General features: G+C 48.7%; 20 protein-coding genes and 3 rRNA genes (1 of these 23 cut by a window edge). 14 read left to right on the forward strand and 9 right to left on the reverse strand.

The features are described 5' to 3' along the window. The 3 genes from ACFWUL_RS01280 to rrf (ACFWUL_RS01290) form a co-directional block, all read left to right on the forward strand. Positions 1–2764 (forward strand): 23S ribosomal RNA (locus tag ACFWUL_RS01280) (it extends 163 nt beyond the left edge of the window). 77 nt (positions 2765–2841) lie between these two features. After that, positions 2842–2958, forward strand: a 5S ribosomal RNA gene (rrf, locus tag ACFWUL_RS01285). Positions 2959–3672: 714 nt separating this feature from the next. Further along, positions 3673–3789, forward strand: a 5S ribosomal RNA gene (gene rrf / locus ACFWUL_RS01290). An 80-nt stretch (positions 3790–3869) separates the two neighbouring features. On the opposite strand, the gene ACFWUL_RS01295 is transcribed toward rrf (ACFWUL_RS01290), so the two are convergent. Then, a complete protein-coding gene (locus ACFWUL_RS01295; RefSeq protein WP_416177566.1) occupies positions 3870–4553 on the reverse strand; it encodes a hypothetical protein in 684 nt (227 codons plus the stop codon). Between the two features lie 86 nt (positions 4554–4639). Between ACFWUL_RS01295 and ACFWUL_RS01300 the strand changes: the two genes are divergently transcribed. Further along, on the forward strand, positions 4640–6130 hold the full coding sequence (locus ACFWUL_RS01300; RefSeq protein WP_416176766.1) for an ISNCY family transposase: 1491 nt from the start codon (positions 4640–4642) through the stop codon (positions 6128–6130). A 20-nt stretch (positions 6131–6150) separates the two neighbouring features. Here the strand turns inward: ACFWUL_RS01300 and ACFWUL_RS01305 are convergent, their stop codons facing one another. Both ACFWUL_RS01305 and ACFWUL_RS01310 read right to left on the reverse strand, forming a co-directional pair. Then, a complete protein-coding gene (locus ACFWUL_RS01305; RefSeq protein WP_416177567.1) occupies positions 6151–7107 on the reverse strand; it encodes a transposase in 957 nt (318 codons plus the stop codon). A 366-nt stretch (positions 7108–7473) separates the two neighbouring features. Continuing rightward, on the reverse strand, positions 7474–9498 hold the full coding sequence (locus ACFWUL_RS01310; RefSeq protein WP_297020442.1) for a TonB-dependent receptor: 2025 nt from the start codon (positions 9496–9498) through the stop codon (positions 7474–7476). Positions 9499–10280: 782 nt separating this feature from the next. Between ACFWUL_RS01310 and ACFWUL_RS01315 the strand changes: the two genes are divergently transcribed. From ACFWUL_RS01315 to ACFWUL_RS01325, 3 genes are read left to right on the forward strand one after another with little or no spacing between them, the layout of a single operon-like run. After that, complete coding sequence (locus ACFWUL_RS01315) at positions 10281–11195, forward strand: RluA family pseudouridine synthase (protein ID WP_297020441.1); 915 nt, start codon at positions 10281–10283, stop codon at positions 11193–11195. Beyond that, complete coding sequence (gene pgeF, locus ACFWUL_RS01320; RefSeq protein WP_297020440.1) at positions 11188–12000, forward strand: peptidoglycan editing factor PgeF; 813 nt, start codon at positions 11188–11190, stop codon at positions 11998–12000. Before ACFWUL_RS01315 ends, pgeF begins: the two co-directional genes overlap by 8 nt. Beyond that, positions 11997–12752: an SDR family NAD(P)-dependent oxidoreductase gene (locus tag ACFWUL_RS01325; protein WP_416177568.1), complete on the forward strand. Its 756-nt coding sequence runs from the start codon at positions 11997–11999 to the stop codon at positions 12750–12752. Before pgeF ends, ACFWUL_RS01325 begins: the two co-directional genes overlap by 4 nt. Positions 12753–12794: 42 nt before the next feature. Here the strand turns inward: ACFWUL_RS01325 and ACFWUL_RS01330 are convergent, their stop codons facing one another. The 3 genes from ACFWUL_RS01330 to ACFWUL_RS01340 are packed head-to-tail and all read right to left on the reverse strand — an operon-like array spanning position 12795 to position 14507. Then, positions 12795–13028, reverse strand: coding sequence for a hypothetical protein (locus ACFWUL_RS01330; protein WP_416177569.1), 234 nt, complete (start codon positions 13026–13028; stop codon positions 12795–12797). Continuing rightward, on the reverse strand, positions 13021–13734 hold the full coding sequence (locus ACFWUL_RS01335; RefSeq protein ID WP_416177570.1) for a metallophosphoesterase: 714 nt from the start codon (positions 13732–13734) through the stop codon (positions 13021–13023). The genes ACFWUL_RS01330 and ACFWUL_RS01335 overlap by 8 nt, the downstream gene beginning before the upstream one ends. Beyond that, a complete protein-coding gene (locus tag ACFWUL_RS01340) occupies positions 13731–14507 on the reverse strand; it encodes a DUF4931 domain-containing protein (RefSeq protein ID WP_416177571.1) in 777 nt (258 codons plus the stop codon). Before ACFWUL_RS01340 ends, ACFWUL_RS01335 begins: the two co-directional genes overlap by 4 nt. A gap of 216 nt (positions 14508–14723) precedes the next feature. Here ACFWUL_RS01340 and ACFWUL_RS01345 point away from each other — a divergent pair, with 216 nt between their 5' ends. The 3 genes from ACFWUL_RS01345 (at position 14724) to ACFWUL_RS01355 (ending at position 17443) form a co-directional block, all read left to right on the forward strand. Further along, a complete protein-coding gene (locus ACFWUL_RS01345) occupies positions 14724–15545 on the forward strand; it encodes an amino acid ABC transporter substrate-binding protein (RefSeq protein ID WP_297020435.1) in 822 nt (273 codons plus the stop codon). A 476-nt stretch (positions 15546–16021) separates the two neighbouring features. Beyond that, on the forward strand, positions 16022–16669 hold the full coding sequence (locus ACFWUL_RS01350; RefSeq protein WP_416177572.1) for an amino acid ABC transporter permease: 648 nt from the start codon (positions 16022–16024) through the stop codon (positions 16667–16669). 12 nt (positions 16670–16681) lie between these two features. Further along, positions 16682–17443 (forward strand): amino acid ABC transporter ATP-binding protein, encoded by a 762-nt coding sequence (locus ACFWUL_RS01355; protein WP_416177573.1) that lies wholly within the window; start codon positions 16682–16684, stop codon positions 17441–17443. Positions 17444–17600: 157 nt separating this feature from the next. Here ACFWUL_RS01355 and ACFWUL_RS01360 read toward each other — a convergent pair whose 3' ends face one another. Next, entirely contained in the window at positions 17601–18164 is a 564-nt protein-coding gene (locus ACFWUL_RS01360) for a chromate transporter (protein ID WP_416177574.1), read from the reverse strand. Beyond that, positions 18161–18712, reverse strand: coding sequence for a chromate transporter (locus ACFWUL_RS01365; RefSeq protein ID WP_416177575.1), 552 nt, complete (start codon positions 18710–18712; stop codon positions 18161–18163). Before ACFWUL_RS01365 ends, ACFWUL_RS01360 begins: the two co-directional genes overlap by 4 nt. Positions 18713–19335: 623 nt before the next feature. On the opposite strand from ACFWUL_RS01365, the gene ACFWUL_RS01370 reads away from it, so the two are divergent. Further along, a complete protein-coding gene (locus ACFWUL_RS01370) occupies positions 19336–20259 on the forward strand; it encodes a LysR family transcriptional regulator (RefSeq protein WP_416177576.1) in 924 nt (307 codons plus the stop codon). A 433-nt stretch (positions 20260–20692) separates the two neighbouring features. Here the strand turns inward: ACFWUL_RS01370 and ACFWUL_RS01375 are convergent, their stop codons facing one another. Then, positions 20693–21922: an IS30 family transposase gene (locus tag ACFWUL_RS01375; protein WP_416177577.1), complete on the reverse strand. Its 1230-nt coding sequence runs from the start codon at positions 21920–21922 to the stop codon at positions 20693–20695. A 262-nt stretch (positions 21923–22184) separates the two neighbouring features. Between ACFWUL_RS01375 and tig the strand changes: the two genes are divergently transcribed. The 3 genes from tig (at position 22185) to clpX (ending at position 25726) form a co-directional block, all read left to right on the forward strand. Continuing rightward, positions 22185–23696, forward strand: a complete 1512-nt coding sequence (gene tig, locus ACFWUL_RS01380) for a trigger factor (RefSeq protein ID WP_416177578.1) — start codon at positions 22185–22187, stop codon at positions 23694–23696. A 170-nt stretch (positions 23697–23866) separates the two neighbouring features. Further along, entirely contained in the window at positions 23867–24472 is a 606-nt protein-coding gene (gene clpP / locus ACFWUL_RS01385) for an ATP-dependent Clp endopeptidase proteolytic subunit ClpP (protein WP_297020422.1), read from the forward strand. A gap of 12 nt (positions 24473–24484) precedes the next feature. Beyond that, positions 24485–25726, forward strand: coding sequence for an ATP-dependent Clp protease ATP-binding subunit ClpX (clpX, locus tag ACFWUL_RS01390; RefSeq protein ID WP_297020420.1), 1242 nt, complete (start codon positions 24485–24487; stop codon positions 25724–25726). Positions 25727–25895: the final 169 nt, after the last annotated feature.

Genomic DNA, 25895 nt, shown 5'->3' on the forward strand with positions numbered 1-25895 from the left:
GTATGGGAGGGAACCGGGCGAACTGAAACATCTAAGTAGCCCGAGGAGAAGTAATCAAACGAGATACCCCAAGTAGCGGCGAGCGAACGGGGCATAAGCCCAAACCTGAGGAGGAAACTCCGCAGGGGTTGAGGACCGTCATACGATAAGGAAGCCTAGCCGAATCTCCTGGGAAGGAGAGCCGCAGGAGGTGAAAGCCCTGTAGGCGAAAGGCGGATAAGGACAGACGGCACCAGAGTACCGCGGGACACGAGAAACCCCGTGGGAAGCCGGGGGGACCACCCTCCAAGGCAAAACACAGATATCGACCGATAGCGCATAGTACCATGAGGGAAAGGTGAAAAGCACCCCGGGAGGGGAATGAAAGAGAACCTGAAACCGTATGTTTACAAGCAGTCGGAGACCGCTTAATAATAAGGTCGACGGCGTGCCTATTGAAGAATGAACCGGCGAGTTATGAGGTCCAGCAAGGTTAAGCAGGAAATGCGGAGCCGAAGCGAAAGCGAGTCTTAATAGGGCGAAAAGTTGGACTGCATAGACCCGAAACCACAGTGATCTACCTATGTCCAGGCTGAAACACAGGTAAAAATGTGCGGAGGGCCGAACCTATATCCGTTGAAAAGGGTTAGGATGAGGTGTGGGTAGGGGTGAAATTCCAATCGAACGTGGAGATAGCTGGTTCTCCCCGAAATAGCTTTAGGGCTAGCCTCGAGGTAGAGATTGCAGGCGGTAGAGCACTGATCAGGAGAGGGACCTACCCGGTTACCAAACCCAGTCAAACTGCGAATGGCTGCAATTATACTCGGGAGTCAGACTACGACTTATAAGGGCCGTGGTCAAAAGGGAAACAGCCCAGACCATCAGCTAAGGTCCCAAATGCCGTGCTAAGTGGCGAAGGATGTGGCGTTTCATAAACAACCAGGATGTTGGCTCAGAAGCAGCCACCATTCAAAGAGTGCGTAATAGCTCACTGGTCGAGAGACGCTGCGCCGAAAATGTCCGGGGCTCAAGCACGGAACCGAAGCTATGGCATTGACGAAAGTCAATGGGTAGGGGAGCGTTCTTACAGGGAAGAAGCATTACCGTAAGGAGATGTGGACATGTAAGAAGTGAGAATGCCGGTATGAGTATCGAAAAGAAAGGTGAGAATCCTTTCCACCGAAAGCCCGAGGGTTCCTGAGCAACGATCGTCGACTCAGGGTAAGTCGGGACCTAAGCCGAGGCGGAGACGCGTAGGCGATGGACAACAGGTTGAAATTCCTGTACCGGATAAGAGCGTTTGAGTGAAGGAGCGACGCAGGAGGGTACATGATCGCGCGGCTGGAAGAGCGCGTCCAAGTGCGTATGCGTGGAGGGAGGCAAATCCCCCTTTACAGAAGCAGAGACATGATGGGGAGTTAAAGGCGACTTTGACGAACTCATGGATCCCACACTGCCAAGAAAAACTCCTGGCGAGCGATTATCCGCCCGTACCGTAAACCGACACAGGTAGGCGGGGAGAGAATCCTAAGGTGCGCGGGAAAACCCTCGTTAAGGAACTCGGCAAATTGCATCCGTAACTTCGGGAGAAGGATGACCCTGAGTAGGCGAAAGGGAGAAACCCCCGGAACAGAAAAGGGTGGCAGAAAAGAGGCCCAAGCAACTGTTTACCAAAAACACAGGTGCCTGCGAAAGCGAAAGCTGAAGTATAGGTGCTGACGCCTGCCCGGTGCTGGAAGGTTAAGGAGAGAGGTCAGCGCAAGCGAAGCTTCGAACTGAAGCCCCAGTGAACGGCGGCCGTAACTATAACGGTCCTAAGGTAGCGAAATTCCTTGTCGGGTAAGTTCCGACCCGCATGAAAGGCGTAATGATTTGGGCACTGTCTCAACGAGGGGCCCGGTGAAATTGAAATACCTGTGAAGATGCAGGTTACCCGCGACTGGACAGAAAGACCCCATGGAGCTTCACTGCAGCTTGAGATTGAATCCCGGTGATACATGCACAGGATAGGTGGGAGGCTTTGAAACAATGTCTTCGGATGTTGTCGAGCCGTTGTTGGGATACCACCCTTGTGTTGCTGAGATTCTAACGCGGAGAGTAACGACCTCGCGGACCATCTCAGGCAGGCGGTTTGACTGGGGCGGTCGCCTCCTAAAGTGTAACGGAGGCGCCCAAAGGTTCCCTCAGGCCGGACAGAAACCGGCCGAAGAGTGCAAAGGCAGAAGGGAGCTTGACTGCGAGACCTACAAGTCGAGCAGAGACGAAAGTCGGGCTTAGTGATCCGGTGGTTCTGAGTGGAAAGGCCATCGCTCAACGGATAAAAGCTACCCTGGGGATAACAGGCTAATCTCTCCCAAGAGTTCATATCGACGGGGAGGTTTGGCACCTCGATGTCGGCTCATCACATCCTGGAGCTGGAGTAGGTTCCAAGGGTTGGGCTGTTCGCCCATTAAAGTGGTACGCGAGCTGGGTTCAAAACGTCGTGAGACAGTTTGGTTCATATCCATCGCGGGCGTAAGAAGTTTGAGGGAGGCTGCTCCTAGTACGAGAGGACCGGAGTGGACGGATCAACGGTGTACCAGTTGTCACGCCAGTGGCACGGCTGGAAAGCCGCATCCGGAAAGGATAAACGCTGAAAGCATCTAAGCGTGAAGCCCGTCCCGAGATGAGACTTCTCATCAGCAATGAGTAAGACCCCTTAAAGACGATGAGGTTGATAGGCTGTGAGTGGAAGTGCCGCAAGGCATGGAGCGACGCAGTACTAATAGGTCGAGGTCTTGACTTAGATTTCACGAAACGCGACCGTGGCGAAAGCCTTCGGAGTTTCTTCTGCGCAGTTTTGAGGGAACAGGCCCTCAGAGATTCAGTGGCGACAGCTGTGAGGATACACCCGTACCCATGCCGAACACGGTAGTTAAGCTCACAAACGCCGAAAGTACTTGGCTGGAAGCGGCCTGGGAGGATAGGAAGCTGCTGATTAAGATAAAAGCCCTAACCGAAAGGTTGGGGCTTTTTACTTTATCCTCATTCCGATGCTATTGGCCGGAATGGCTGGGAGGAACAAGCTGCTGATTAACCAAAAGCCCTAACCGAAAGGTTGGGCTTTTTACGTTATCCTCATTCTTGTGATTTTGGCTGGAATGGCTGGGAGGAACAAGCTGCTGATTAACTTAAAGCCCTAACCGATTTACAGGTTGTAGACCTCCCCTCTTTAGAGGGGAGGGGGACCGCGTCAGCGGTGGTGGGGGGTCTGCTCGTATGGATGGAGCTAAGGGTGATGAGCTCTTTCGCTTTGCCCGCCAACGGGGTTGTGGGTGCTTCGCACCGGGGACGTAAGGTGGTTTAGCGGCGTCGCCGCAGAATAAATTACTGTGAAGGTATTTTGCCCAGTGTGAACTATTCCATAACCATGCAGCCCCTTGGAGATGGAAGTCCTGCAGAGGACTTCCAAGTTTGGCCTGAAATACAAAAGGCGCTTAGCCTGCCCATAAAAGCGCCTTCCTTTTATGCCAAACGGCGCGCAGCAAAGGCTAGAATAGATGCCGCGGATCGGCTGATTCTCTGTAAGCGGTAAGCGGATAGCTCTAAGCCTTTAAATAGCTGAGGGGGAAAAAAATACCTTGCGGGCAAGGTGGCTCATCAAATCTGTAAATTTTCCTTTACATCGTTGTATCCATGTGATACTATATAAAAATCAGTGGTGATAGCTGTGAGGTCACACCCGTACCCATGCCGAACACGGTAGTTAAGCTCACAAACGCTGAAAGTACTTGGCTGGAAGCGGCCTGGGAGGATAAGAAGCTGCTGATTAAGGAAAAGCCTTGACCGATTTGGTCAGGGCTTTTTGGTTTATATCAACACTTATACCCTGAAGTCCTGTCATTTTATATCTAGGTTGGTACATCCACGCCCATCATCTCATACAGCTTGCGCTGTTTCTCTGTAATTTCGGACAGATGGTGAGCCCTGCCGGGTTGCTGGTAATACTCGATGGTATCCAGTTCATCCAAGAATTCCTGCATGGTGTAATTCCTGTAGAGGTCATGGATTTCCATTTGGCGTTTGATGTAAGACATCAGCTCCAGTGCAAGGAATTGTACAAACAGCTTGCCTTCGAGATTTTCCTCTGACGATACGGACATTCTCCGCATATCTAAACGCTCTTTAAGGTTTCCAAAGGACTTTTCTATCAGATCCCGCATGCGGTAAATACGGATTGCCTCGACCGGATCCTTAATGGAGTTGGTCAGGAGGGCAAAATAGCCAAAGTCTTTTTCGGCTTCGCGGATAGCTTTGTCATTATATGCGATGGCTATGCCTCTTGCCGGTGTTTCGTGGACAATGAAATACTTGGCATAGGCACCCTCATGTTCCCGTTTGCGTTTTCCGGTCTGCAGCTCTTCTTCATACCGGTCAAGCATATGGTTAAAACGGTTACGGTCATCTGTACAGTGCTGATCATTATAGTAAATATGCAGGTATACCCGACGCTTTCCCGTTTTAATTGTTCCAAGACGCGGCTTCTCTTCTTCATAATCCCACTGTTCTGTGAATGTGCATACATACAGCTGCAATGCAGGATTGTAGTTTGACCGTGTGACAAAGCTGTCACGGATATCGTCCTATGAACCACAAGTGATATTGTCTCAAGTAACCACAAATGAAAATGTCCCAGTCATGGTATAATCTCATCACAATCTTAACGCAAGTGATGGGAGGAATTTTTATCAGAAAGGTTGAATTAACGATGGACGAGCAGTTCAAATATGAAACAATCAAATCTCTTGTTAATCATCCAGATGGCAACAAGCTCGCAGCAGCTGTCCGGCTGGGGTGCACTGTCCGCACCGTGAACCGGTTAATCCTGCGCTATCGTCAGGAAGGTAAAGCAGCATTTGTCCACGGGAACAGGGGTAGACAGCCCGTAACAACACTTCCAGCCTCACTCAGAGAAAAAATTGTGGCCCTTTACCAGAATGAGTACTATGGCGCCAATTTTACCCACTTTACCGAACTTCTGGACAGACATGAGAATATCCATGTCTCCGTTTCCTCTGTAGCCTCCATTCTTGAGGCAGCCTTTATTCTCTCTCCTAAGGCTACACGGGCCAAAAGAAAACGGATCAGGAGAAAATTGGAAGCAATGAAAAGCAACACGAAATCCAAGAAAAAGCAGATGGAAATACAAGTCAATCTTGTGGCTGCTGAAGATGCCCACAGCCGGCGTCCACGGCATGCTTACTTTGGGGAACAGCTGCAGGGTGATGCCACTCCATATGAATGGGTTCCCGGGAAGATCTGGCATCTCCACCTCTTCATTGATGATGCCACTGGCATCGTGACTGGCGGCTATTTTGACACCCAGGAGACCCTGAACGGCTATTACCATGTCCTCTGGCAGACTCTCAAAGATTACGGAATCCCTGTGGAAATCTTCACGGATAAACGCACTGTGTTCATTTACAAACAAAAAGGATCCCCGTCCATCGACGAGGATACCTATACGCAGTTCGGTTACGCTTGCAGGCAACTGGGGATACACCTTGAGTCAAGCAGCGTACCACAGGCCAAAGGCCGGGTTGAGCGGCTCAATGAGACGCTGCAGTCGCGCCTGCCGATTGAGCTGAGACAGGCAGGCATCACGACTATTGCAGACGCCAATGAATTCCTCAAGTCCTACCTAAAAGAATTCAATGCGAAGTTTGCACTTCCCCCCAATAGTACCAAATCAGCTTTTGTGACGCAACCGTCAGATGAGAGGATCAACCTGATACTGGCTGTACTTACAGGCCGTACGGTAGACAGAGGCCACTGCATCCGTTTCCAGCGTCAGTACTATCGTATGCTTGATTCAGAAGGCCATCAGGTGCATTATGCCAGCGGAACCAAAGTACTAGTCATACGGGCTTTCAACGGCGAACTCTACTGCAGTGTTAACGATACCAGTATCTACGCGCTGGAAGCCATCCCTTTGCGCCAGAAGAAATCTCCTGAGCTTGATGCTGACTATACCAAACCAAAGCCTCAGAAACACTGGATTCCACCGATGAGTCACCCATGGAAGCAGGCATCTTTCCGTCATTACGTCCTTACAAGACCGCATCATTCCAGACAAGATCCAGAAGAACTTGCATCGCGTAACATATTTTAGTAACATACTGGCCTAACCACTCAAAATAGCCCCACTATTGCGGGGCTATTAAATGACAATTCTCGGGACATTTTCAAAAATGCTTGACATGTGACAAAGCTGTCACGGATATCGTCCAGGTGTGTTTTTACCAGTTTCAAGCCGGTTCTGGCTCCAATGAGAAACTTATGGTGGTGCTTCATCAGCTCGTTGATGTTCTTCTGGCTAAAGAACCCTCGGTCCATGCAGAGCTGCAGTTTTACGAGGTCGAGAAAATCCACGTCCTTGATCAGGTTGTCAATGGTTTTTACATCCGCAATATTGCCCGGCAGTTTTCGGTAATACACCGGCAGCATGGAAACTTCGCCAAAGAGGAGTGCCAGATTGATTTGGGGAAGGTCATCTCCTTCTTTGTTCTTGCCATATTTCACTTGCTTCAGCAACTCCGAAAATGAGGAAATAGACGTTGTGTCAAAAGCCAGATATTCCGTTTCACAGCGCCTCTTGGCCTGCCTTTTGAAATAGGCCATCTTCGCATCCTCCGTAATCATCCCAAAGAGCCTGCTGATGCGTTGGGACGGAATATCCGCTCCAAATGGGTGCACATGGGTGTGTCCCCATTTCTTGAATCGATACATCGCCTGACCCTCCTCCAGTACGAGATAGAAGGCAAGCGACATAAGTTCTTTGTAAATATCACCAAAGCAGGCTTTCAGGTCATCACGAAGCCCGATCTTCTCGGCAATGCAGGAAAGCAGATAAACAGCGCCGTAGAAAGACCGTTTGCACGAAGTAACCGGAACCGGCCCAGGCTTTGATGTTTTCTGCGTTTCCAGTTGCTTTTCCAAGAGATACTTCTTATTGAAGACCAGTTTGCCTTCAATTACCTTGCCGATGTACTTGCGTTTATGCTCACCGCGTTTTTTCTCTGAATTCCAGTGTGATTTATCTATGAAAGCATATGTTGTGCCATTAATGACTTGTGTTTTATAGTCCATAGCTGTCCACCTCTAGACATATTTTATATCTAGAGCATAAGGCAGTCAAGTGCTATAGAAGATAGAAAAGGCAGTATTTATCGAATCAATTAAGCTTGTCCTGCCGCAGCATAGATATAAAATGTGCGGACTTCAGGTTATACTTTTACCTGTAGTATGTTGTTGTATGGCAAGATTATTCTATTACCTTCGGTCTTTTTCAATACATTCGTTTTTTGCTTACCGTATGGCTTTCAAATTAAAGTCAGTACTTTTTCCCTTTGCGGGGCTCTCGTGTCGCTTATTCTATATCGCTCTAGTGAAAAGCGGAAGCATCGCTAATTGGAATTAAAAAGAAGAGCCTTTTGGGGGCTCTCCTTTTTAATTTTAAAATTGGAATTCGTAGCCCAGCATGAAGTTCCTTCCCTGCGCGATGTAAGCGTAGGTGGTTTCATTGGGGGCGGTGGCAGTGGTGTAATCATCCCGGTCAAGTACATTGTTGATGTGAAGGAAGATACGATGTGCTTCGCCTGGTTTATAGGAAATATCCAGATCAGTGAAAAGCGCCGGCTTTACTTTTGTTTTTCCATCATCCTCTTTATTGTAGCGGCAACCCAGATAGTTGGCAGTGAGGGAACTGCTCCATTTGTCCTTGTGATAGTTAATACCGGAAGTGAATTGGATACGGTTATTGGTATGTATCCAACCGCCGGCCATTCCATTTTCATCCACTGTTCTTTCCTGCGGGTTGCTGTAAGAAATTCCCCAGGTGCTGTTCCAGTTTTCGTTGTGACGGATTTCAGCGGAAAGTTCAATACCTGTATTTTTGCTGTCCGTATTAATATACTGCATATCGCCGGTGAGCGGTGATACCCCTTTGATGCTCTGGATGGAGTCTTTAATGTCATAGTGGAAGATGGCCGCACGCCAGGAAATATTGCCCCGGTTCAGTTTATAGCCCATTTCATAGTGGGTGCCGTGTTCCGGTTTCAAATCTAGGCTGGGGAGCATGGCAGCGCCGCCGAACAGTTTTGTCAGTTCGGGGAGGCGGAAGGATTTTCCTGCTTTTGCATAGAAGGACGCATTGTCGTTCAGCTTTCTGAGGTATTGGATTTCCGGAGTAAATTTATTCTGATTTTTCTGGACAGAATCGGTGACCGTACCATCAGTCATATTGGTGGAAGAACCGTCAGCTCGGCGTACGAAGGTTTCCCGGGCATTGAAGATGAGGCGGTCCCTTTCATTCATCTTCCAGTTATAGGAAGTATAGAGGGAGTATACATCTCTTTCATAAGCCCCTTTCTTTGGTGGCTGGGCAGGGCGGGATCCCATCTTTTTGGTACCTGCAGACTTTATATCCAGGTCTTCCCGGTTAAAGGAGGCACCGATGAGGAACTTGTTCTCTCCGGCGAGATCAAATTCTTTCTGAATATTCAGATTGGTACTGTGAGATTTACGCCAGCTGTAGAGACCAGATTCAGAAATCGCGCCGGTCTTTTTATTATAGGTGTCCTGATCGTAATTCCTTTCCTGCGTGCCATAGGAAGCAAAAGCGGTGAGGCCGTCATGATCATCATAATTCAGCAGGAATGTATTATTGTGGTCTTCATATTTCTTTGCCTGATAGAGGCCGCCTTTATAAGAATCATCAGAAAGGGTGGCGGTGTTCTTGGTGTGAACATAATTATGGCTGAATTTCAATTTGTCTGTCAGTTGATAATTCCAGTATACGCCCCGGTCCTGACCTTCTTTATAGTTATACCAGCGGTTAGATGTTTTTTTCATGGCAGTCACGAGGACCGTACTGGTGGCGTGATTGATAGCGCCCCGGTTTTCCGCATAGGCAGAAATATTGAACCGGTCGGTACCAGCGGTGACTGCGTATCTCTGGCGGTCATAATTGCCTGCAGAAACCTTTACGCTGTTTTTCAGATGAGAGCGGGTAATAATATTGATCACCCCGCCGGTGGCTTCTGAGCCGTAAAGGACAGAACCGCCGCCTCTTACGATTTCGATGTGGTCAATGGCTTCGGCACCGATATCTTCCAGATTGTACTTGCCGTCCTGGTTTATCGGTACCCCATCTACCAGAACCAGAGTCCCCTTGTCTACACCGCGAATATTGATTTTACTTGTCATGGAACCCATGCTGACTCCGTTTGGAAGCTGGGTGCTGGCAAATACGCCCAATGTATTCCTTAATACTTCGAAGGCATTTCCACCACCGGTCTGTTCGATCTTCTCACGGCTGACGACTTCTACAGAAGCCGGCGTATCCAGATCGTGGCTGGCTACACGCTGTGCCGTCACCGTTACTGGATTCAAATCATACACGTTGGCGGCATAGGTGGTTGAACAGAGTGAACAAATCCCCAAAGATGCCAGAATTAAAGCCTGAACCTTTTTCTTCATTACAATCCCTACTCTCCTCTAAAAAAAAAACACTGAATTTTAAAATTCAGTAGAATTATTTTAATTATAATTTAAATATTGAATGGCGTCAAGGCTTGGGATGGTGGAGGCGGTGCATAAATGGGAAGTGCCGCTGATTTATATAGAAAACTTCTCCTCTTTAGAGAGGGGAGGACTGTATCAGCGGTACGCAGTAAACTGATTTTGCAGGGAGCCATAGGCGACTGGGAACCAGTGAGTCCCTTTCCCCTCGGGGGTGGGGTGCCTGATAGGGTGGATGGAAATAAAGGTGGTGGGTCGGGCGTAAGTTGATCGGCCAGCCGCCAAAGGGAAAGCTTTTTGGTGTGCAGTATAAGAGCTAACTTGCGGCTGGCGTGCAGGTCCTCTGTAGGACCTGCACACTTTTTCTGTATATCAAAGCGCCTTCCTTTTGTGCCTGACATGTGGGTGTTATGCACAGCGGCGTGAGGTAGATCAGTGGTTTCGCCGCAGATAAACACCGTGTGTTTATCTGTCTTAAAGTGAGTTAATCGCAACCATGCAGCCCCTTGGAGAAGGGGCGCGGCAAAGCCGCAGGATGGATTGCCGCGAAGCGGAAGTTTCCCTGTAAGCAGTAAGCTGATAGCTGTTAGCGGATAGCCGTTTTTTGGCCTGTTCAAGAGATTGGTGTGGAAGATGATGCTATCATCAGAACCGATGACTCTCTTTTAGTCCCGGTGCCATTGATGGTACAATGGATGTGTAGTTTTCCGTTTATTGTGCTTTCGGAAGAAAGGATACCTATGGAATTACGGTATACCGTGACTGCGCCCCATGAGGGGCAGCAGCTCAAGGGATTTGTGAAGGGACGAAGGGAGCTGTCTTCTTCGCTCTGGAAGAAGATCAAATGGACCGGAGAGACCCTGGTCAATGGGGAAATTGTCCATAATGCCCGCCTGGTACTCCATGAGGGGGATGAGATTCTTTTCCGGTGGTCCGAAGACAACGATATCGTGCCTTCCGATATTCCCCTTTCCATCGTTTATGAGGACCCGGACATTCTGGTGGTGAATAAGGGACCGGGCATGATTATTCATCCCACGTCCCGGGAGGCCCATGATACTCTTGTGAATGCGGTGGCCGGATACTTTCAACGTACTGGTGAAGAAGCAGGCATCCACCCGGTGTATCGGCTGGATCGAAATACTACAGGCCTGGTGGTGGTAGCGAAATCGGCCATTGGGCAGTATGGCCTTTCTAAAAGCCATGATTCCATATATCGGGAGTACCTGGCTCTTGTGGAAGGGGTGGTGGAACCGTCTAAGGGGACCATTGAGCTTCCCATAGGACGGAAACCGGGGAGCATCGTGGAGTGGATGGTCCGGGAAGATGGGAAATGGGCGGGGACAGAGTACCGTGTATTGGCCTCTACTCCCCAAGTAAGTCTACTGCGGATTCATTTACTCTCCGGCAGGACTCATCAGATTCGTGTCCATTTCTCTTATTTGGGCCATCCTCTCCTGGGGGATGATCTATATGGGGGATCTCTGTCAGAAATCGGCAGGCAGGCTCTCCATGCCTTTTCTCTTTCTTTTACCCATCCCCTTACTGGAAAGGCCATGCATTTTACAGCGCCCATGCCGAAAGATATGGAAACCCTGGTCCGCAGGTTCTGGGGTTCGTTGGATATGATCAAGGAGGATACAGAAAATGATTGAAACGAAGGAGGGTATTGCTTTTCTTACATTTTCTATCTTTAGTGGATTTCCATTAAAAGCAGCTGTTTCCTGCAGGACCGGCGGTGTAAGCCGGTACCCTTTTACGAGTCTGAATATGGGGCTTCATGTGGGAGACTGCGTGGAAGATGTGCTTGAAAACAGGAGACGTTATTTCCATGCCCTTGGAATAGAGGCGGAACGGCTGATCAATTGCTGCCAGGTACATGGTACCCATCTGGAAAAAGTATCAGAAAAGGACTGCGGCCGCGGGGCATTGTCGTTGGATACAGCCATTCCAGATACCGATGGTCTGGTTACGGGAGACTTTGGAGTGCCGCTTACCATGAATTATGCGGACTGTACGCCCCTCTTTTTCTATGACCCGCTGAAAAAGGTGGCCGCCCTTTCCCATGGTGGATGGCGGGGAACTGCCGGAAATATTGTGGGAAAAACGGTGGATTTCATGGTTCAATCCTTTGGCTGCCACCGGGAAGATATATTGGGGGCCATCGGACCGGCTATCGGCCTGTCAAACTTTGAGGTAGGAGAAGAGGTCATTGATGCCATGAGGCTGCTTTTTAAGGAAGAGGAATTTTCCAGGCTTTATAGGCAAAAGCAAAATGGAAAATACCTTTTTGCGCTGGCTGACGCCAACTACGTCCTTATGAAGAAAGCAGGGCTCATGGAGGAACATATCGAAGACTGCCATATAGATACATGGGAAAGGAATGATCTTTTTTATTCCTACCGCAGGGAGAAAGGACAGACCGGGCGACACATGGCTGTGCTTATGATGGAACCATGAAAAAATCCATTGCCATTGTTACCGGCGCCTCTTCAGGATTGGGTATGGAATTCGTGAAAGAACTCTCTCTTCAAAGTAATATAGATGAAATATGGATACTTGCCAGGAGGAGAAAAAATCTGGAAACCCTGGCAGAGCGTATTCCCAAAGTTATTCGTATTCTTTCCGGGGACCTGCTCGAGGAGGATACTTTTGAGAAGCTGGACAGGGCGCTTCAGCAGGAGAGACCGGTTATTGCTTTTCTGGTGAATAATGCGGGCCGGGGAAAACATATTTCATTTGAAAATGAATCGGAAAAAGATGTCGTAGATATGATGCGGCTTGATATGGAGGCCCCCGTGAAAATGGCCAAGCATTGCCTGCCCTTTATGGATAGCGGGTCCCACATCCTGAATGTTTCTTCTGCGGCTGCTTTTGTACCGCTTCCGGGGCTTTCTATTTACAGCGCTTCCAAAAGCTTTCTCCTTTCTTTCAGCCGGTCTTTGGGAAAAGAATTAACCGAAAGACATATCACCGTAACCGCCCTCTGTCCTTACTGGATAGGGGACACGGAATTCATGGAAAAGGCAGGTGTAGAAAATCATCCGGCGGGGCTCCTTACGGCCGCCGGGACTGCGAAAGCAGCGCTTCGGGACTGCTGCCGAGGCAGGAGCCTTTCCATTCCCGGGGTTATGGGAAAATTGACCTTTCTGGGAGGCCGTTTCCTCCCGCTCTCTTTCCTCCTGTTCATGAAAAAGATATTCCATGCATGAAATAAGAAAATTCCTGTTTCCAATTGTGGAAACAGGAATTTTTTATTGCAGTGTATTTCTTCCAAACAGGGGATGTGTGGTCTGCCGAAGGCTTCGTTTTTCTATGATTTCTAACGCTTTTTCCATGGGAATATCTTCCCTGCTGCCGTTTTGTTCATAGACAAGCACAGGGGAAGAGGAACCTAGTTCACTTCCCGGCAGATAGACATATTCCTCAGTCCGGCTATCACCATAAATAAAGCCGGCCAGCAGCCGGCTTTCTACCAGTTTATGCATGGGAATCCTCCAGATCACAAATAAAGTGGGGCTTGAAATCGAGATAATCGGCAGAGGTCAGATGGAGATGGATTCCATCCAGTTCCTCCGGAAGATTAACAAAATTGGATGCCCCGTGGATATGGCCATAAATACAGTCTGTTACGTGATGGGCTTTCATGATTTCCAGCATATGGTTTGGCCTTTTCATCTCGTCAAAGGGGGGATAATGAAGGACGGCCATAATACGGGGAGTCCCCATTTTCTCAGCCAGCTCCAGGGAACGCTCCATGCGGCCTTCTTCTCTGGCAATAATCGGTTTGTCAGCTTCCGTCAGTTTTGGGGAAGTTTCAGAAATCCAGCCTCTGGTCCCTGCCAGGGCTACGCCGCCAACATTGATGGCGGAATTAAAAAGGAATTCAAAGGCTCCATCGGTCATACGGGTCATTTTCGTTACCGTATCCCACCAGTAGTCATGATTTCCACGGCCCACTATTTTACGGCCAGGAAGGGTCCCCAGCATCTTCAGGTCGGCAATGGCATCGCTCATATTCATGGCCCAGGACAGGTCACCGGCCATGATGACCACATCATCTTCACGAATTGTATCGAGCCAGGCGTTAATGATTTTTTCTCTGTGGTTTTTCCAGTGATCCCCAAAAATATCCATGGGCTTCGTGGGGGGATCTCCGGACAGGTGAAAATCGCTGAATGCGTATAATTTCATCGAATTGCGGGTTCTCCAAAATATTTATCCGATGCCAGCATATCCATCATCCGTTTTTGGCTTTCACTGTCCATGACATGGGTAATGCGGTATCCCATGTACAGGGGACTTGCCGAATAACGGGGGAATATCTTGGCATTGATATGGTGTTTGACATGATAAAAGAAAATATTATAACTGGTGCAGGGCAGGGGAAAATCATTCAGTACGAACCGGGCCAGCTTCTGGATGGTATCTGCGAATTTTTCCGGAGAAGCATCCTTTTTCAGGGTTACATTCAGTTCCCCCATGCAGCTTAAGGGATAGTCAGAAATGGTGGCATAGCAGTCTTCATCTTCATGGACCACGGGGCCAAAGAAGTTTTCACCCAACAGATTATCCCGGTAATCGTAATCTTCCAATCCGATGATCTGGGAGTGGGGGTGCCGCTGGGAACCACCGGAACCGGGGCCATAATTCTTGAAATAAATGACTGATTTGAAGCGGTGGTCCTTTTCCAGCTCCAGCCAGTGGGAAAGGCCGAAAGAAATGACATCATGCAGCTTCTGGGGCTCATAGGTGGTGAGTTCTGCATTGTGGTCAGCGGTTTCAATAATGACCGTGGGCCAGGTTTTTTCAAAAACGGGGAATTTATTCATGAGCCAGATAATATCCCCTTTTTGTTCCAGTATGCCCGTCAATTTCTCCGGATGGCAGAAGGGACATACCTTCTGGGTCCCGGAATGGGGTTTCCTGCTTCCGATGGATAGGTTGAATGTGATTGGTGTATTCATAATTTTATCCTCAGCTTTCCCTCTTATTATATCACAGGGAAAAGCAGGAAATAGAGTACTCTCAATGTAAAATATCCGTAATATGAGGCAGAATGAAAGAACTCTTCGGTCGGGATTTTATAGCCTTTCCCTCTTGACAACGGAAGAAAAATTGAGTAATATATTGTCATAGCAATTCTTTAACGAAATAAAGTAATAAAGAGAGGGGTAAAGATTATGAATCTGAAGAAAATGGTTATTGCAGGAGTTCTGGCACTGGGTGCGGTTGGTCTGATTGCCGGATGCGGCGGTGGGAATCAGAAAGCTGCCAGCACGGCAAAATCAGCTGCTGCCGGTGCTAAGCCCACCAAGATTATTGCCGGTATGGATGATACCTTTGCGCCCATGGGCTTCCGTGATGATAATGGCAACATTGTGGGTTTTGATATCGATATGGCCAAGGCTATTTCTAAAGAAATCGGCGTAGAAATTGAATTCAAACCGATTGACTGGGCTTCCAAGGAAACGGAACTGAACTCCGGCCGTATCGACTGCATCTGGAATGGCTTCACCATGACTCCGGAACGGCAGAAGAAACTGGCTTTCACAAAGCCCTATATGGATAATATTCAGGAATTTGTGGTGCTGAAAGATTCTCCTTACCAGTCCATGGCAGACCTGAAGGGAAAGAAAATTACCATTCAGGAAGCTTCCACAGCGGAAACTGCACTGAACAGGGATCCCCAGCTGAAGGCCTCTTTCGCGGAAGTTAAAGCTTACCCGGATCTTACGGCTGCATATATGGATCTGGAATCCGGCCGCTGCGATGCCGTACTGGCAGATACGGTGCTGAATGAATACTACATGACAAAGAAACCGGATCAGTTCCGTGAATTGCCGGACCAGGTATCGAAGGATACATTTGCCATCGGCATTAAGAAGGACAACCAGGCACTGGTGGATCTCCTGAACCAGGGCATTGATAAAGTCATCGCCAGTGGGGAAGCGGCAAAGATTTCTGAAAAATGGTTTGGCAAGGACGTTGTTCTTAAGAACTGAGAAACGGAATCATCCATTCCTGCCCCTTTGAGCGGGAATCAGAAAATCACCGGGGCAGGCTGCGCTCCGGTGATTTTCGATTGAATGGACAATTGCGGTTTGACGAGCTGTTGGGGTTTGGTGGTTGGCATGTTTGCGGATAGAGTCACTCGCATGGAGCTCCTGGCTTCTGGCGGCTAGCTGTTAGGAAGGCTGATCCGCCTGCGGTGCTTCCACCCGGTATTTCCGTCAGTCATTCGTGCTGTAGGCTGGCCAGCTTTCCTTGAAGCTAGCAGCTAACAGCTAGAAGCTCTCACGCGTTTGATTCTCTCCACCAGCGTCGCCCCAATAGCTCGACAAACCGAAATTGACACCTATAAGTTTTATAAATTCTGTTTCTCTATCTTGTTAAATGATTGAAGTCAGTGTATGATATTCATACGTGTATAAAGGAAGTGCCTGCCCGGCATTTTCCGGATTTTTGTAAGGAGTCACTGATGGATTATATTCTTCACATTCTGCCGAATATGTTTTCCGGTCTTGGCGTATCGGCAAAGATTTTTATTCTGACCTTTGTATTAGCACTGCCCATAGGGATCCTGCTGGCCATGGTCCGCATTTCCCATGTGACCATTTTTCGGAAGCTGGCGGCCATGTACATCTATGTGATGCGGGGAACGCCGCTCATGCTGCAGATCATGTTTATTTATTATGGCCTGCCGCTTATGCTTCATGTACAGGTGAGCGATTTTCCCGCAGCTATTATTGCCTTTGTGGCCAACTATGCAGCCTATTTTGCAGAAATTTTCAGGGGCGGCATCCAGTCCATCAGCAAAGGGCAGTATGAAGGGGCCAAGGTCCTTGGTTTTTCCTATCGCCAGACCATGTGGCACATTATCCTTCCCCAGGTAGTAAAGAGGGTTATCCCGCCACTGGGCAATGAAACCATTACCCTCCTGAAGGATACATCCCTGGTGTACATCCTTGCCATGAATGATCTCATGCGTGTTACCCGTGCCTTTGTACAGCGGGATTTCGATACCACCCCGTTCCTGGTGGCCGCTGTATTCTACCTTGTATGCACGGCTATACTGACGAAGATTCTGGCATATGTAGAAAAGCGGTATGCCGTTTATGAAGAATGATGAGGTGAAGGCATGAGTTTTATTGAAATGAAAGATATCCGTAAGGACTTTGGGAAACTGACCATCCTTCACGGTGTAAATATGAATCTGGAAAAGGGCGAAGTCCTTTCTATTATCGGTCCCTCCGGTGCAGGAAAAAGTACGCTGCTCCGGTGCCTGATCCATCTGGAGACCATCCAGGGGGGATCTATACGGGTAGATGGCGATACACTGGCGGAAGAAAAGAATGGAACAGTGGTCTATGCGGATGAAAAGAAACAGAAAGAAATCCTTGGGAAAATGGGCATGGTTTTCCAGTCCTTTAATCTGTTTCCCCATATGACAGTGATTGATAATGTGATGGCGGCCCCCATTTATGTAAAGGGCATGAAAAAGGAGGAAATCCTCCCGGTAGCAGAAGACCTCCTGAATAAAGTGGGACTTCTGAACAAGAAAGATGTGTATCCGGGCAGTCTTTCCGGCGGGCAGAAGCAGCGGGTAGCTATTGCCCGTGCCCTGGCCATGAATCCGGACATCATGCTCTTCGATGAACCTACATCGGCACTGGATCCGGAACTCACCGGAGAAGTGCTGAAAACCATCCAGCAGCTGGCCGATGAAAATATGACTATGGCCATTGTGACCCATGAAATGGCCTTTGCCAAATCCGTTTCCGACAAAGTGCTCTTTATGGTAGATGGCAGGGTGGAAGAAGAAGGTACCAGTGAGGAAGTCTTTGACCATCCACAAAATGAACGGACCAAAGCATTCCTGAAATCTATTCTCCGGGCATAAATCAAAACAAAAAACTGCGCTTTTGCGCAGTTTTTTATTGCCTCAATGAAACAGTCATCCATATGCTGGCCTTGAGAATTTTCACCCTTTGGAAAACGAAGAGCATATCGATTGGCGAAAGGGTATCAACGTGGGAACCATAAGATGTAAGGGTTCCTTAGAGTCCCAATACCACTCCGACTACGGCAGAAATAGCAATGTAGATAACCGGATGCCAGCGGAATTTCACAAGCCCCACATAAATGATTACGGCAAGGAGGAGGGAGGGCCAGCGGAAGAGGCTCATGAGAGAACCGGTGGAAGAGAAGAGGGGAAGATTCAGGAGGGAAATCTTGGCAACACCCAGACCGGCAGCCGCGATGAGAGCCGTGGAAGCAGGGCGAAGTCCGTAAAAGATGCGGGCCATGGCATCGGATTCCTTGAATTTCTTAAGAACCGCATATACGATGCTGATGACAATAAGGGCGGGAGCGGTGAGGGAAAGGGTGGTGTAGATGCCGCCCGGGATGCCCAGGGCCTGGAATCCGGCATAGGTAGCCATGTTGACTCCCAAGGGCCCTGGGGTGGATTCGGAAATGGCAATCATATTGGCTATATCTTCTGCAGTGAACCATCCGGTACGCTGGGAAATATCATACAGGAAAGGAAGGGTTGCCAGGCCGCCGCCTACAGCAAAAAGGCCGGCTTTAAAAAATTCCCAGAACATCTGGAGCCAGATCATTTGGAAGCACCTTCTTTCTTATCCGAGGGTTTCAGGAAGAAACCCACAACACCGGCAAGTACTACGGAGAATACCGGAGAGACCGGAGCAAAGAGGGCGACGGCCAGTATAAGCAGGAATATGGCAAGCGTTCTTTTGTCCCGTACCGATTTCTTTCCCAATTTTATGACGGCATCGAGAATCAGTATGCATACGCAGGCGCGGATGCCGGTGAATGCATGGACCACGTAGGGATTCTCCTCAAACTGGGTGAGGAACATGGCAATCACAGTAATGATGATCATGGAGGGGGTAATGACACCGATGGTAGCAAAGAGGCCGCCCCAGAATCCTTTCAGTTTGAGGCCTATAAAGGTGGCTACATTGACGGCAATCATGCCGGGAGTTACCTGGCCAAGGGCATAATAGTCCATAAGTTCTTCGTCAGTGGCCCAGTGGTGGTTATCTACCACTTCCCGCTGCAGGATGGGAAGCATGGCATAACCGCCGCCAAAAGTGATAGCGCCCATCTTGGCAAATATCAGGAACAGCTGGATTAATAGTTTCATTGTTTTTTACCTCCGAAAATGGCTTAGCAGGATTTCAGACTATTGCGGTTTGTAGATATGTTTGGTGGTTGGAATTTGACTCGCATGATTCCGGTCGTAGTCACGAGCCTTGAGCAGTGAGCCTTGGGCCTTGAGCTGTTCGGCGTCTTCGACGCAAATGCACCCCCTCAGCCTTCGGCAGCTCACCCTACGGGAAAGCGACTCACGATGATTTGAGCGTCGCGTTGCTCCTCCAAATCATGTTCGCTGCCACCCCGGTGGGGGAGCCAAGACTTGCTACCCCCTCCGGGGTGGCAAGGGAACTGGATTCGCAGGGAGCCGTAGGCGACTGAGAATCCAGTGACACGCTTCCCTGTGCGGGAAGTCCCGCGTAGCGGGCGAGGGGGGTGCATCTGCCGCGTAGCGGCTATTCAGCTCAAGGCTCAAGGCTAAAGGCTATGACTACAACCATCAGCATGCCAAACTACCTGTCGCAACAGTTTGCAATACTGAAGTTGGCAGTACTTCGGACCATCCACTTATGGAAACACATAAACCCCAACAGTGTTATCCTTAGCATCCTGTCAGCAGCTAACTGTTGCACTCTTTAAGGAATATATGTATCATAACAGGTGGAGAGATATATGAAAAATATTTATTTCATCAATAAGCATATGGAGAAGATATATATGGACTTGAGGCAGCTGAGATATTTTAAAACCATTATAGAGGAAGGAACTATTACCGGGGCAGCCAGGAAGCTTCACATATCCCAGCCGCCCCTTTCGAGCCAGATGCATCTTCTTGAAAAGGAACTTGGCACGTCCCTGTTAGAAAGGGGAGCCCGGCAGGTGACGCCTACGGAAGCCGGCAGCCGACTGTACCGGTATACCCTGGAGATGCTGGATCTGGAGACTGCGGCCAGGGAAGAAATCAGTACGTTGAAGACGGGTCACCAGGGAGTGCTCCGTCTTGGGCTGGTGTCATCCGGCGGTCATAGGAAGCTGTACCGGCTGCTCAAACAGTATGAAGACCGGTATCCCCATATACAGATTAAGGTGGTGGAAGGAAACAGTTATGAACTTCTGGATAAGCTGAGGAAAGGAAAGCTTGATGTTTCCCTTCTTCGTTCCCCCTTTTCTACCTATGGGCTGGAAATGGTGGTACTGGACAAATCTCCTATGGGTGTCGGTATCCTGAGACCATGGAAGGGAGAGGTGTTCCTTAAGGATTTGGGGGATAGTCCTCTTATCCTGTACAGGCGGTGGGAAAAGATCATTCTGGGGGAATGCGAAAAGGAAAAATTCCGGCCTAATGTGTACTGTGTGGCTGATGATGCAAGGACCTGCAGGGAATGGGCAGAAGCGGGACTGGGATTGGCACTGGCACCGATGTCTGTCCTTCAGGAAAGTTCCCGCCTGTCGGTGGGGATACTGAAAGAAGATGCCCTTTTTTCCACCCTCTGTCTGGCCCGGAGAAAGGGGAACGGAGAATCCCAGAGCGGCCGGCTCCTGTTCCGGATGGCTCGTGAGATGGAAGGGGCAGCGGATTATCCTGAACGGATGTAATCATAAGCAGTCATTTCTGTATGGCAGCAAAGCAGGGACCGTAAATTCTCAAAGTAACTTCCGGTCGCCTGAAACTGGCGATAAGTTCGAGAAATTTGCTGGAAGTTAGTTTGGGAAATTGTAAAAATCGCCTTAATTTTCGTTGTTAATTGTGAATTTTAGAGCAATAAGACTGTTTCAGCGCATGCTAAAAGAAACTTTGAATTGTTATTTTTCAAAGTAAATTCCGGTTGACATGAAGTTGCTTTGAGAAATACTCCTGGCTCTAAAACAAGAAGATGCTGTTGAATTTGTTGCTGGTAAAAGCAAGCAGTTGACAATATCCATTCCGGGGCTGCTGATTTTCGCCTGTTCTCCAATGCTTGTCAAGACGAAAGACATGTCTTGACAAGCATTGGAGAACAGGCGGTCAGCTGGCCAGTCCGGAAATGGATTAGAATGCTACAACTCCAAGTATCTGGAGCAGCTTTGTCGTCTGCACAACGTTTTCAGCAGGAACTTTGCAGATTCCTAAAATGTGGGCAGCCTCCGTACCATAGATGTGGGTAAACATTTCGTAGGCGGTTTTGCCATTAAAGACTGCCCTTTTGGTTGAATTTATGTGGGAAAAGATTATATCTACTTTTTCCTGCGTCAGATTGTCGAAGTTGGCTCCTTTCGGCAGGATGTCACGGAGGAGTGTGTGATTCTTCTCCACGCGGGGCTTTTGGCTGGAGCGCATAGGATCGCAATAAAAGAGGCGTGTTTCCCTCGTTCCGGCCGCATTCATCTCGATGCCATCTATATTGGCGAATTCTCCCCCGTTATCTGTAAGGATAAGAGAGAAACAACTGGCAAAGGGAATGCCGGCATCGGTGAATTTCTGACGGAGGGTTTGAAACTGCTCCGTTACAGCCTGGGCCGTCTTGTTGGGCAGCAGCCTGCCAAACATGAAATTGCTGTTGGTAAAGAGCATTGTAAGCAGTACCTTGCCTCCGACACGTCCAATTACAGTGTCCATCTCAACCCAGTGCGTAATATGATTTGCAGCGATATGCTGCTGGAAATCTTCATATGCGCGGCCTTTCTTTGCTCCATACGGCACATATTCAAGCTGACGGGGCTTGCGGGATCTGAATTTGACCATACGGGGAAGTTCGATCGGGCTGAAAGAGCAGTATCCTTTCTTGATATAGCGGTAAACAGTAGCCTGCGACGCCTGAATTTCCTCGGTCTGCATAATGTGGTAAATATGCTGCCCTTTCTTTATCCCTTCCCGGAGCTTCCTGTCAGTATCCCAGAAACTGGCTTTATTAAGTGCAATACCGGTTCTGGATTCTGACCTGAGGGCCTCATAATCTTTTTGGGCAGATTTGGCTCTATAGACCAGACGTTTAAGATGACAGTATGGCTTTTGCTTACAGCCATTGCAGACATAAGGCGAATGGGTGAGTTTGGGACATTCGTCGTTTAAGACACGGCCACTGTCATCGCGGCGAGTCCAGTTGTTTGCAGCCAATTCCCGATGTTTACGTACTTCCTTAGATATTGTGCTGGCATCCTTTCCAATAGTACGTGCAATCTCGGAGAAAGTAGATTGGGATTTGAGCATCGCTTCGATGGTGAGTCGGTCATCAAAGGTGAGATGTTTGTTCTTCCTTGTAGAATTGACAATGTTGCTCATAGTTAACCTCATATTCCACGAGTATTTCTCAAGTTAAATTCTACCAAATGTCAGTTCTCAAAGTAAATTCCAGAATGACCTTCAGAGCTGGAACTTACTTTGCGAAATTGCTGCAAAGCAGGGGCAAATAATAATTATTCTGTAGATATTTGTTTTTTAAGACCTTTTGTGCTAAAATATAACTTGCGATTTATCGTGCATTGTAGGACCCTGAAAAAGGTATCAATTTGTCGGTTAGCCGACTTAAGGAGGAATATTTTTTATGAACGTAAAAGTTGAGGCACTGGATCAGCACAAGGTTTCTGTGAGCATTGAATTGCCGGCTGAAGTTGTACAGAAGGGATTCAAGAGAGCTGTATCCCGCATTGCGAACCAGGTGAAAATCCCCGGTTTCCGTAAGGGCAAAGCAAGCCGCAAGATCCTGGAAATGCATTTCGGCAAGGCCGCTGTAGAAGCAGAAGCTAAGGACATTGTCATCAATGAATCCCTGCAGCAGGCTCTTTCCCAGGAAAAACTGATTCCTGTAACCACACCGGACGTGAAGGAAGGCAAGTTCTCCGAAACCGATGGTGCTGATTTCACTGCTTCCTTTGTAAAACGTCCGGAAGTGGAACTGGGCGAATACAAGGGCCTGGAAGCCAAGAGAGATAACCCGGAAATCACCGATGACCAGGTTCTGGACCAGCTCAAGGCAGCTGCTGAACAGAATGCAAGACTGGAAAAAGCAGAAGACGGCGCTGAACTGAAAAAAGGTGACTTTGCTATTATCGACTTCAAAGGCACCGTTGATGGAAAACCTTTTGAAGGCGGCGAAGGCAAGACCTATCCTCTCGAAATCGGTTCCCAGAGTTTTATTCCCGGCTTTGAAGAACAGCTGGAAGGACATAAGGCCGGTGATGATGTGGTTGTAAAAGTCACATTCCCGGAAAACTATTTCGTGGATGCCCTCAAAGGCAAAGAAGCAGAATTTACCGTTCATATCAGTGATGTAAAGCGGAAACAGCTCCCGGCTCTGGATGATGCATTTGCAAAATCTATCAGCCAGTTTGAAACCATGGATGACCTGAAGGCTGCTGTCAAACAGCAGATGCAGCTTTCCGCTATCCAGCAGGCAGAAGAAGCTTATCATGAAGCTCTCGTAAACCAGGCTGTAGCCAACGCTAAAGTTGATATTCCTAAGGAAATGGTTGAACAGCGCATCGATGAAATCGTAGATGAAATCAAGCTGAATATGGAATCCAGAAATTCTACCATGGAAGATTACCTGAAGAGCATCGGCAAGACCATGGACGATTTCCGCAAGGACTATGAAAAGACAGCAGAAGAACAGGTTCGCCAGGGCCTGGTTCTTGAAACCATTGCTGACAAGGAAGGCCTGGAAGTTACCAATGAAGACCTGTCCATGGAAATCTACAGCATGGCTCACCAGTTCAATGCTGACCCCAACGATGTAATGAAGATCATCAGGGATGAAAACCGCGTAGGCATGCTGGTGAACTCCGTACTCCGCAAGAAGGCTGCTGCGTTCATCTATGGCGCTGCAAAGAAAGCAGAAGCTGACAAGAAGGAAGCAGAAGCTGCTGCGGAAGCTCCGAAGGCTGAAGAAAAGGCCGAGGAGGCACCGAAAGCGGCGGAAGCTCCGAAGACCGATGACTATGAATCCATGACAGTGAAGGATCTCAAAGCCTATGCCGCAGAAAAAGGCATTGCATTGGAATCCAAAGCCAAGAAAGCTGAAATCATCGAAACTATCCGTAAAGCAGAAGCAAAATAACCTGCTTTTCGGCATACAATCCATTTGAATGCAGCATCAGACAGCTGATGATGTGGTTAAAAGAGACGCGGGGATAACCGGCGTCTCTTTCGCCCATATACTGTATTTCCTGTTTACCCTACTTTTCCGATCGGAAAAGAGTGTACCCATAAAGAAAGGGTGTTACACATATGGCATATGTACCGATTGTAGTTGAACAGACAGCACAGGGAGAACGGTCCTACGACATTTACTCCCGACTCCTGAAGGATCGCATTATTTTCCTGGACGGACAGATTGAAGACCACATGGCCAATGTCATTATTGCCCAGCTCCTGTTCCTGGAAGCAGAAGATCCCTCCAAGGATATCCATCTTTACATCAACAGCCCCGGTGGCGTGGTGACCGCAGGCCTTGCTATTTATGACACCATGCAGTATATCCGCCCCGATGTTTCTACCATCTGTATCGGATCCTGCGCCAGCATGGCGGCGGTACTCCTGACGGCCGGTGCCGCAGGCAAGCGCTATGCACTGCCCCATTCCAATATTATGATTCACCAGCCCCTGGGCGGCGTACAGGGCCAGGCTACGGAAATTGAAATTCACGCCCGTGAAATTCTCCGCCTCCGCAGCGAACTGAATGGCATCCTGTCCAAGCACAGCGGACAGCCCCTGGAAACGATCCAGAAGGATACGGAACGGGATAACTTCATGACCGCTGAAATGGCTAAGAATTACGGGCTCATCGATAAGATCCTGACCCGCAATGATCTTCATAAGTTAACTGCCAAATAAAGGAGGCTCCCATTGGATAGAAAAACAGAAGGAACTCCGGTCTGCAGTTTCTGCGGCCGCTCCGGGGATGAGGTAGAAAAACTGATTGCCGGCCCGGGAGTCTATATCTGCAACGAATGCATTGAAGTATGCTCCAATATCCTCCGGGAGGAACTGAAGGCGGACAAGAAGAAATCACTTCCTAAGTTCAAGCTGCCTACGCCGGAAGAAATCAAAAAGTACATGGACCAGTATGTCATCGAACAGGATGATGCCAAAATGGCATTGGCCGTGGCGGTGTACAACCATTACAAACGAATCGAACATGAAGGGGAAGACGATGGTGTGGAACTGCAGAAGTCCAATATCATCATGCTTGGACCTACGGGCAGCGGGAAAACACTTCTGGCCCAGACCCTGGCCCGGTTCCTGGATGTTCCCTTTGCCATTTCCGATGCTACGACGCTGACTGAAGCAGGCTACGTAGGGGAAGATGTGGAAAATATCCTTCTCCGCCTGATCCAGGCAGCGGACTATGATATCGATAAAGCAGAACGGGGTATTGTCTATATCGATGAAATCGATAAGATTGCCAGAAAGTCTGAGAACCCCTCCATCACCCGGGATGTATCCGGTGAAGGAGTGCAGCAGGCTCTCCTGAAAATTCTGGAAGGTACCGTAGCCAGCGTACCGCCCCAGGGAGGACGGAAGCATCCGAACCAGGAAATGATCCAGATCGATACGACGAATATCCTCTTTATCTGCGGTGGCGCCTTTGCAGGCATTGACAAAGTCATCGACCGCCGTCTTACGAAGAGTGTCATGGGATTTGGCGCGGACATTGAAAAGAAAGATGAAAAGGACATGGAGGAACTGCTGCAGCAGGTACAGCCGGAGGATCTCCTGAAATACGGCCTGATTCCTGAATTCATCGGCCGCCTGCCGGTTATCGTTCCCCTTCATCCACTCAATGAAGATGCATTGGTCAAAATCCTGACGGAACCAAAGAATGCACTGGTCAAGCAATACCAGAAACTGCTGGCCATGGACCATGTGGACCTGGAATTTGATGAGAAGGCCATCCATGCCATCGCCAAACAGGCTATCGAACGGAATACCGGTGCCCGGGGACTTCGTGCCATCATTGAAAAAATCATGCAGAAGGTTATGTACGAGATTCCAAGCATGAAAGATGTGACGAAGTGCACCGTTACGGAAGATGTGGTACTCCACCATTCTGATCCGATCCTGACACGGAGCGGGACGAAGGAATAATCGGAATTCTCCCGGAAACAGAGAAAAAGAAAGGGACTGTAAAAAGATGGTTTCATCTATTTACAGCTCCTTTTTCTTTCTTTTAAAAAAGCCGATTCTTCTTCCCCCTTCGGCGGTAGTTTGTAAAAAATCTATTAAATTCATACTCTTCCATGTGATACAATATATG

Origin of the sequence: Dialister sp. (assembly GCF_047832375.1) — a bacterium.
GTDB lineage: Bacteria > Bacillota > Negativicutes > Veillonellales > Dialisteraceae > Dialister.

What these genes read in the sequence shown, in the direction of transcription:
- ACFWUL_RS01300 (WP_416176766.1), top strand. Translation starts at nt 4,640, where the DNA reads ATGAAAATGTCCCAGTCATGGTATAATCTCATCACAATCTTAACGCAA.
- ACFWUL_RS01305 (WP_416177567.1), bottom strand. Translation starts at nt 7,107, where the DNA reads ATGGACTATAAAACACAAGTCATTAATGGCACAACATATGCTTTCATA.
- ACFWUL_RS01310 (WP_297020442.1), bottom strand. Translation starts at nt 9,498, where the DNA reads ATGAAGAAAAAGGTTCAGGCTTTAATTCTGGCATCTTTGGGGATTTGT.
- ACFWUL_RS01315 (WP_297020441.1), top strand. Translation starts at nt 10,281, where the DNA reads ATGGAATTACGGTATACCGTGACTGCGCCCCATGAGGGGCAGCAGCTC.
- pgeF (WP_297020440.1), top strand. Translation starts at nt 11,188, where the DNA reads ATGATTGAAACGAAGGAGGGTATTGCTTTTCTTACATTTTCTATCTTT.
- ACFWUL_RS01325 (WP_416177568.1), top strand. Translation starts at nt 11,997, where the DNA reads ATGAAAAAATCCATTGCCATTGTTACCGGCGCCTCTTCAGGATTGGGT.
- ACFWUL_RS01330 (WP_416177569.1), bottom strand. Translation starts at nt 13,028, where the DNA reads ATGCATAAACTGGTAGAAAGCCGGCTGCTGGCCGGCTTTATTTATGGT.
- ACFWUL_RS01335 (WP_416177570.1), bottom strand. Translation starts at nt 13,734, where the DNA reads ATGAAATTATACGCATTCAGCGATTTTCACCTGTCCGGAGATCCCCCC.
- ACFWUL_RS01340 (WP_416177571.1), bottom strand. Translation starts at nt 14,507, where the DNA reads ATGAATACACCAATCACATTCAACCTATCCATCGGAAGCAGGAAACCC.
- ACFWUL_RS01345 (WP_297020435.1), top strand. Translation starts at nt 14,724, where the DNA reads ATGAATCTGAAGAAAATGGTTATTGCAGGAGTTCTGGCACTGGGTGCG.
- ACFWUL_RS01350 (WP_416177572.1), top strand. Translation starts at nt 16,022, where the DNA reads ATGGATTATATTCTTCACATTCTGCCGAATATGTTTTCCGGTCTTGGC.
- ACFWUL_RS01355 (WP_416177573.1), top strand. Translation starts at nt 16,682, where the DNA reads ATGAGTTTTATTGAAATGAAAGATATCCGTAAGGACTTTGGGAAACTG.
- ACFWUL_RS01360 (WP_416177574.1), bottom strand. Translation starts at nt 18,164, where the DNA reads ATGATCTGGCTCCAGATGTTCTGGGAATTTTTTAAAGCCGGCCTTTTT.
- ACFWUL_RS01365 (WP_416177575.1), bottom strand. Translation starts at nt 18,712, where the DNA reads ATGAAACTATTAATCCAGCTGTTCCTGATATTTGCCAAGATGGGCGCT.
- ACFWUL_RS01370 (WP_416177576.1), top strand. Translation starts at nt 19,336, where the DNA reads ATGAAAAATATTTATTTCATCAATAAGCATATGGAGAAGATATATATG.
- ACFWUL_RS01375 (WP_416177577.1), bottom strand. Translation starts at nt 21,922, where the DNA reads ATGAGCAACATTGTCAATTCTACAAGGAAGAACAAACATCTCACCTTT.
- tig (WP_416177578.1), top strand. Translation starts at nt 22,185, where the DNA reads ATGAACGTAAAAGTTGAGGCACTGGATCAGCACAAGGTTTCTGTGAGC.
- clpP (WP_297020422.1), top strand. Translation starts at nt 23,867, where the DNA reads ATGGCATATGTACCGATTGTAGTTGAACAGACAGCACAGGGAGAACGG.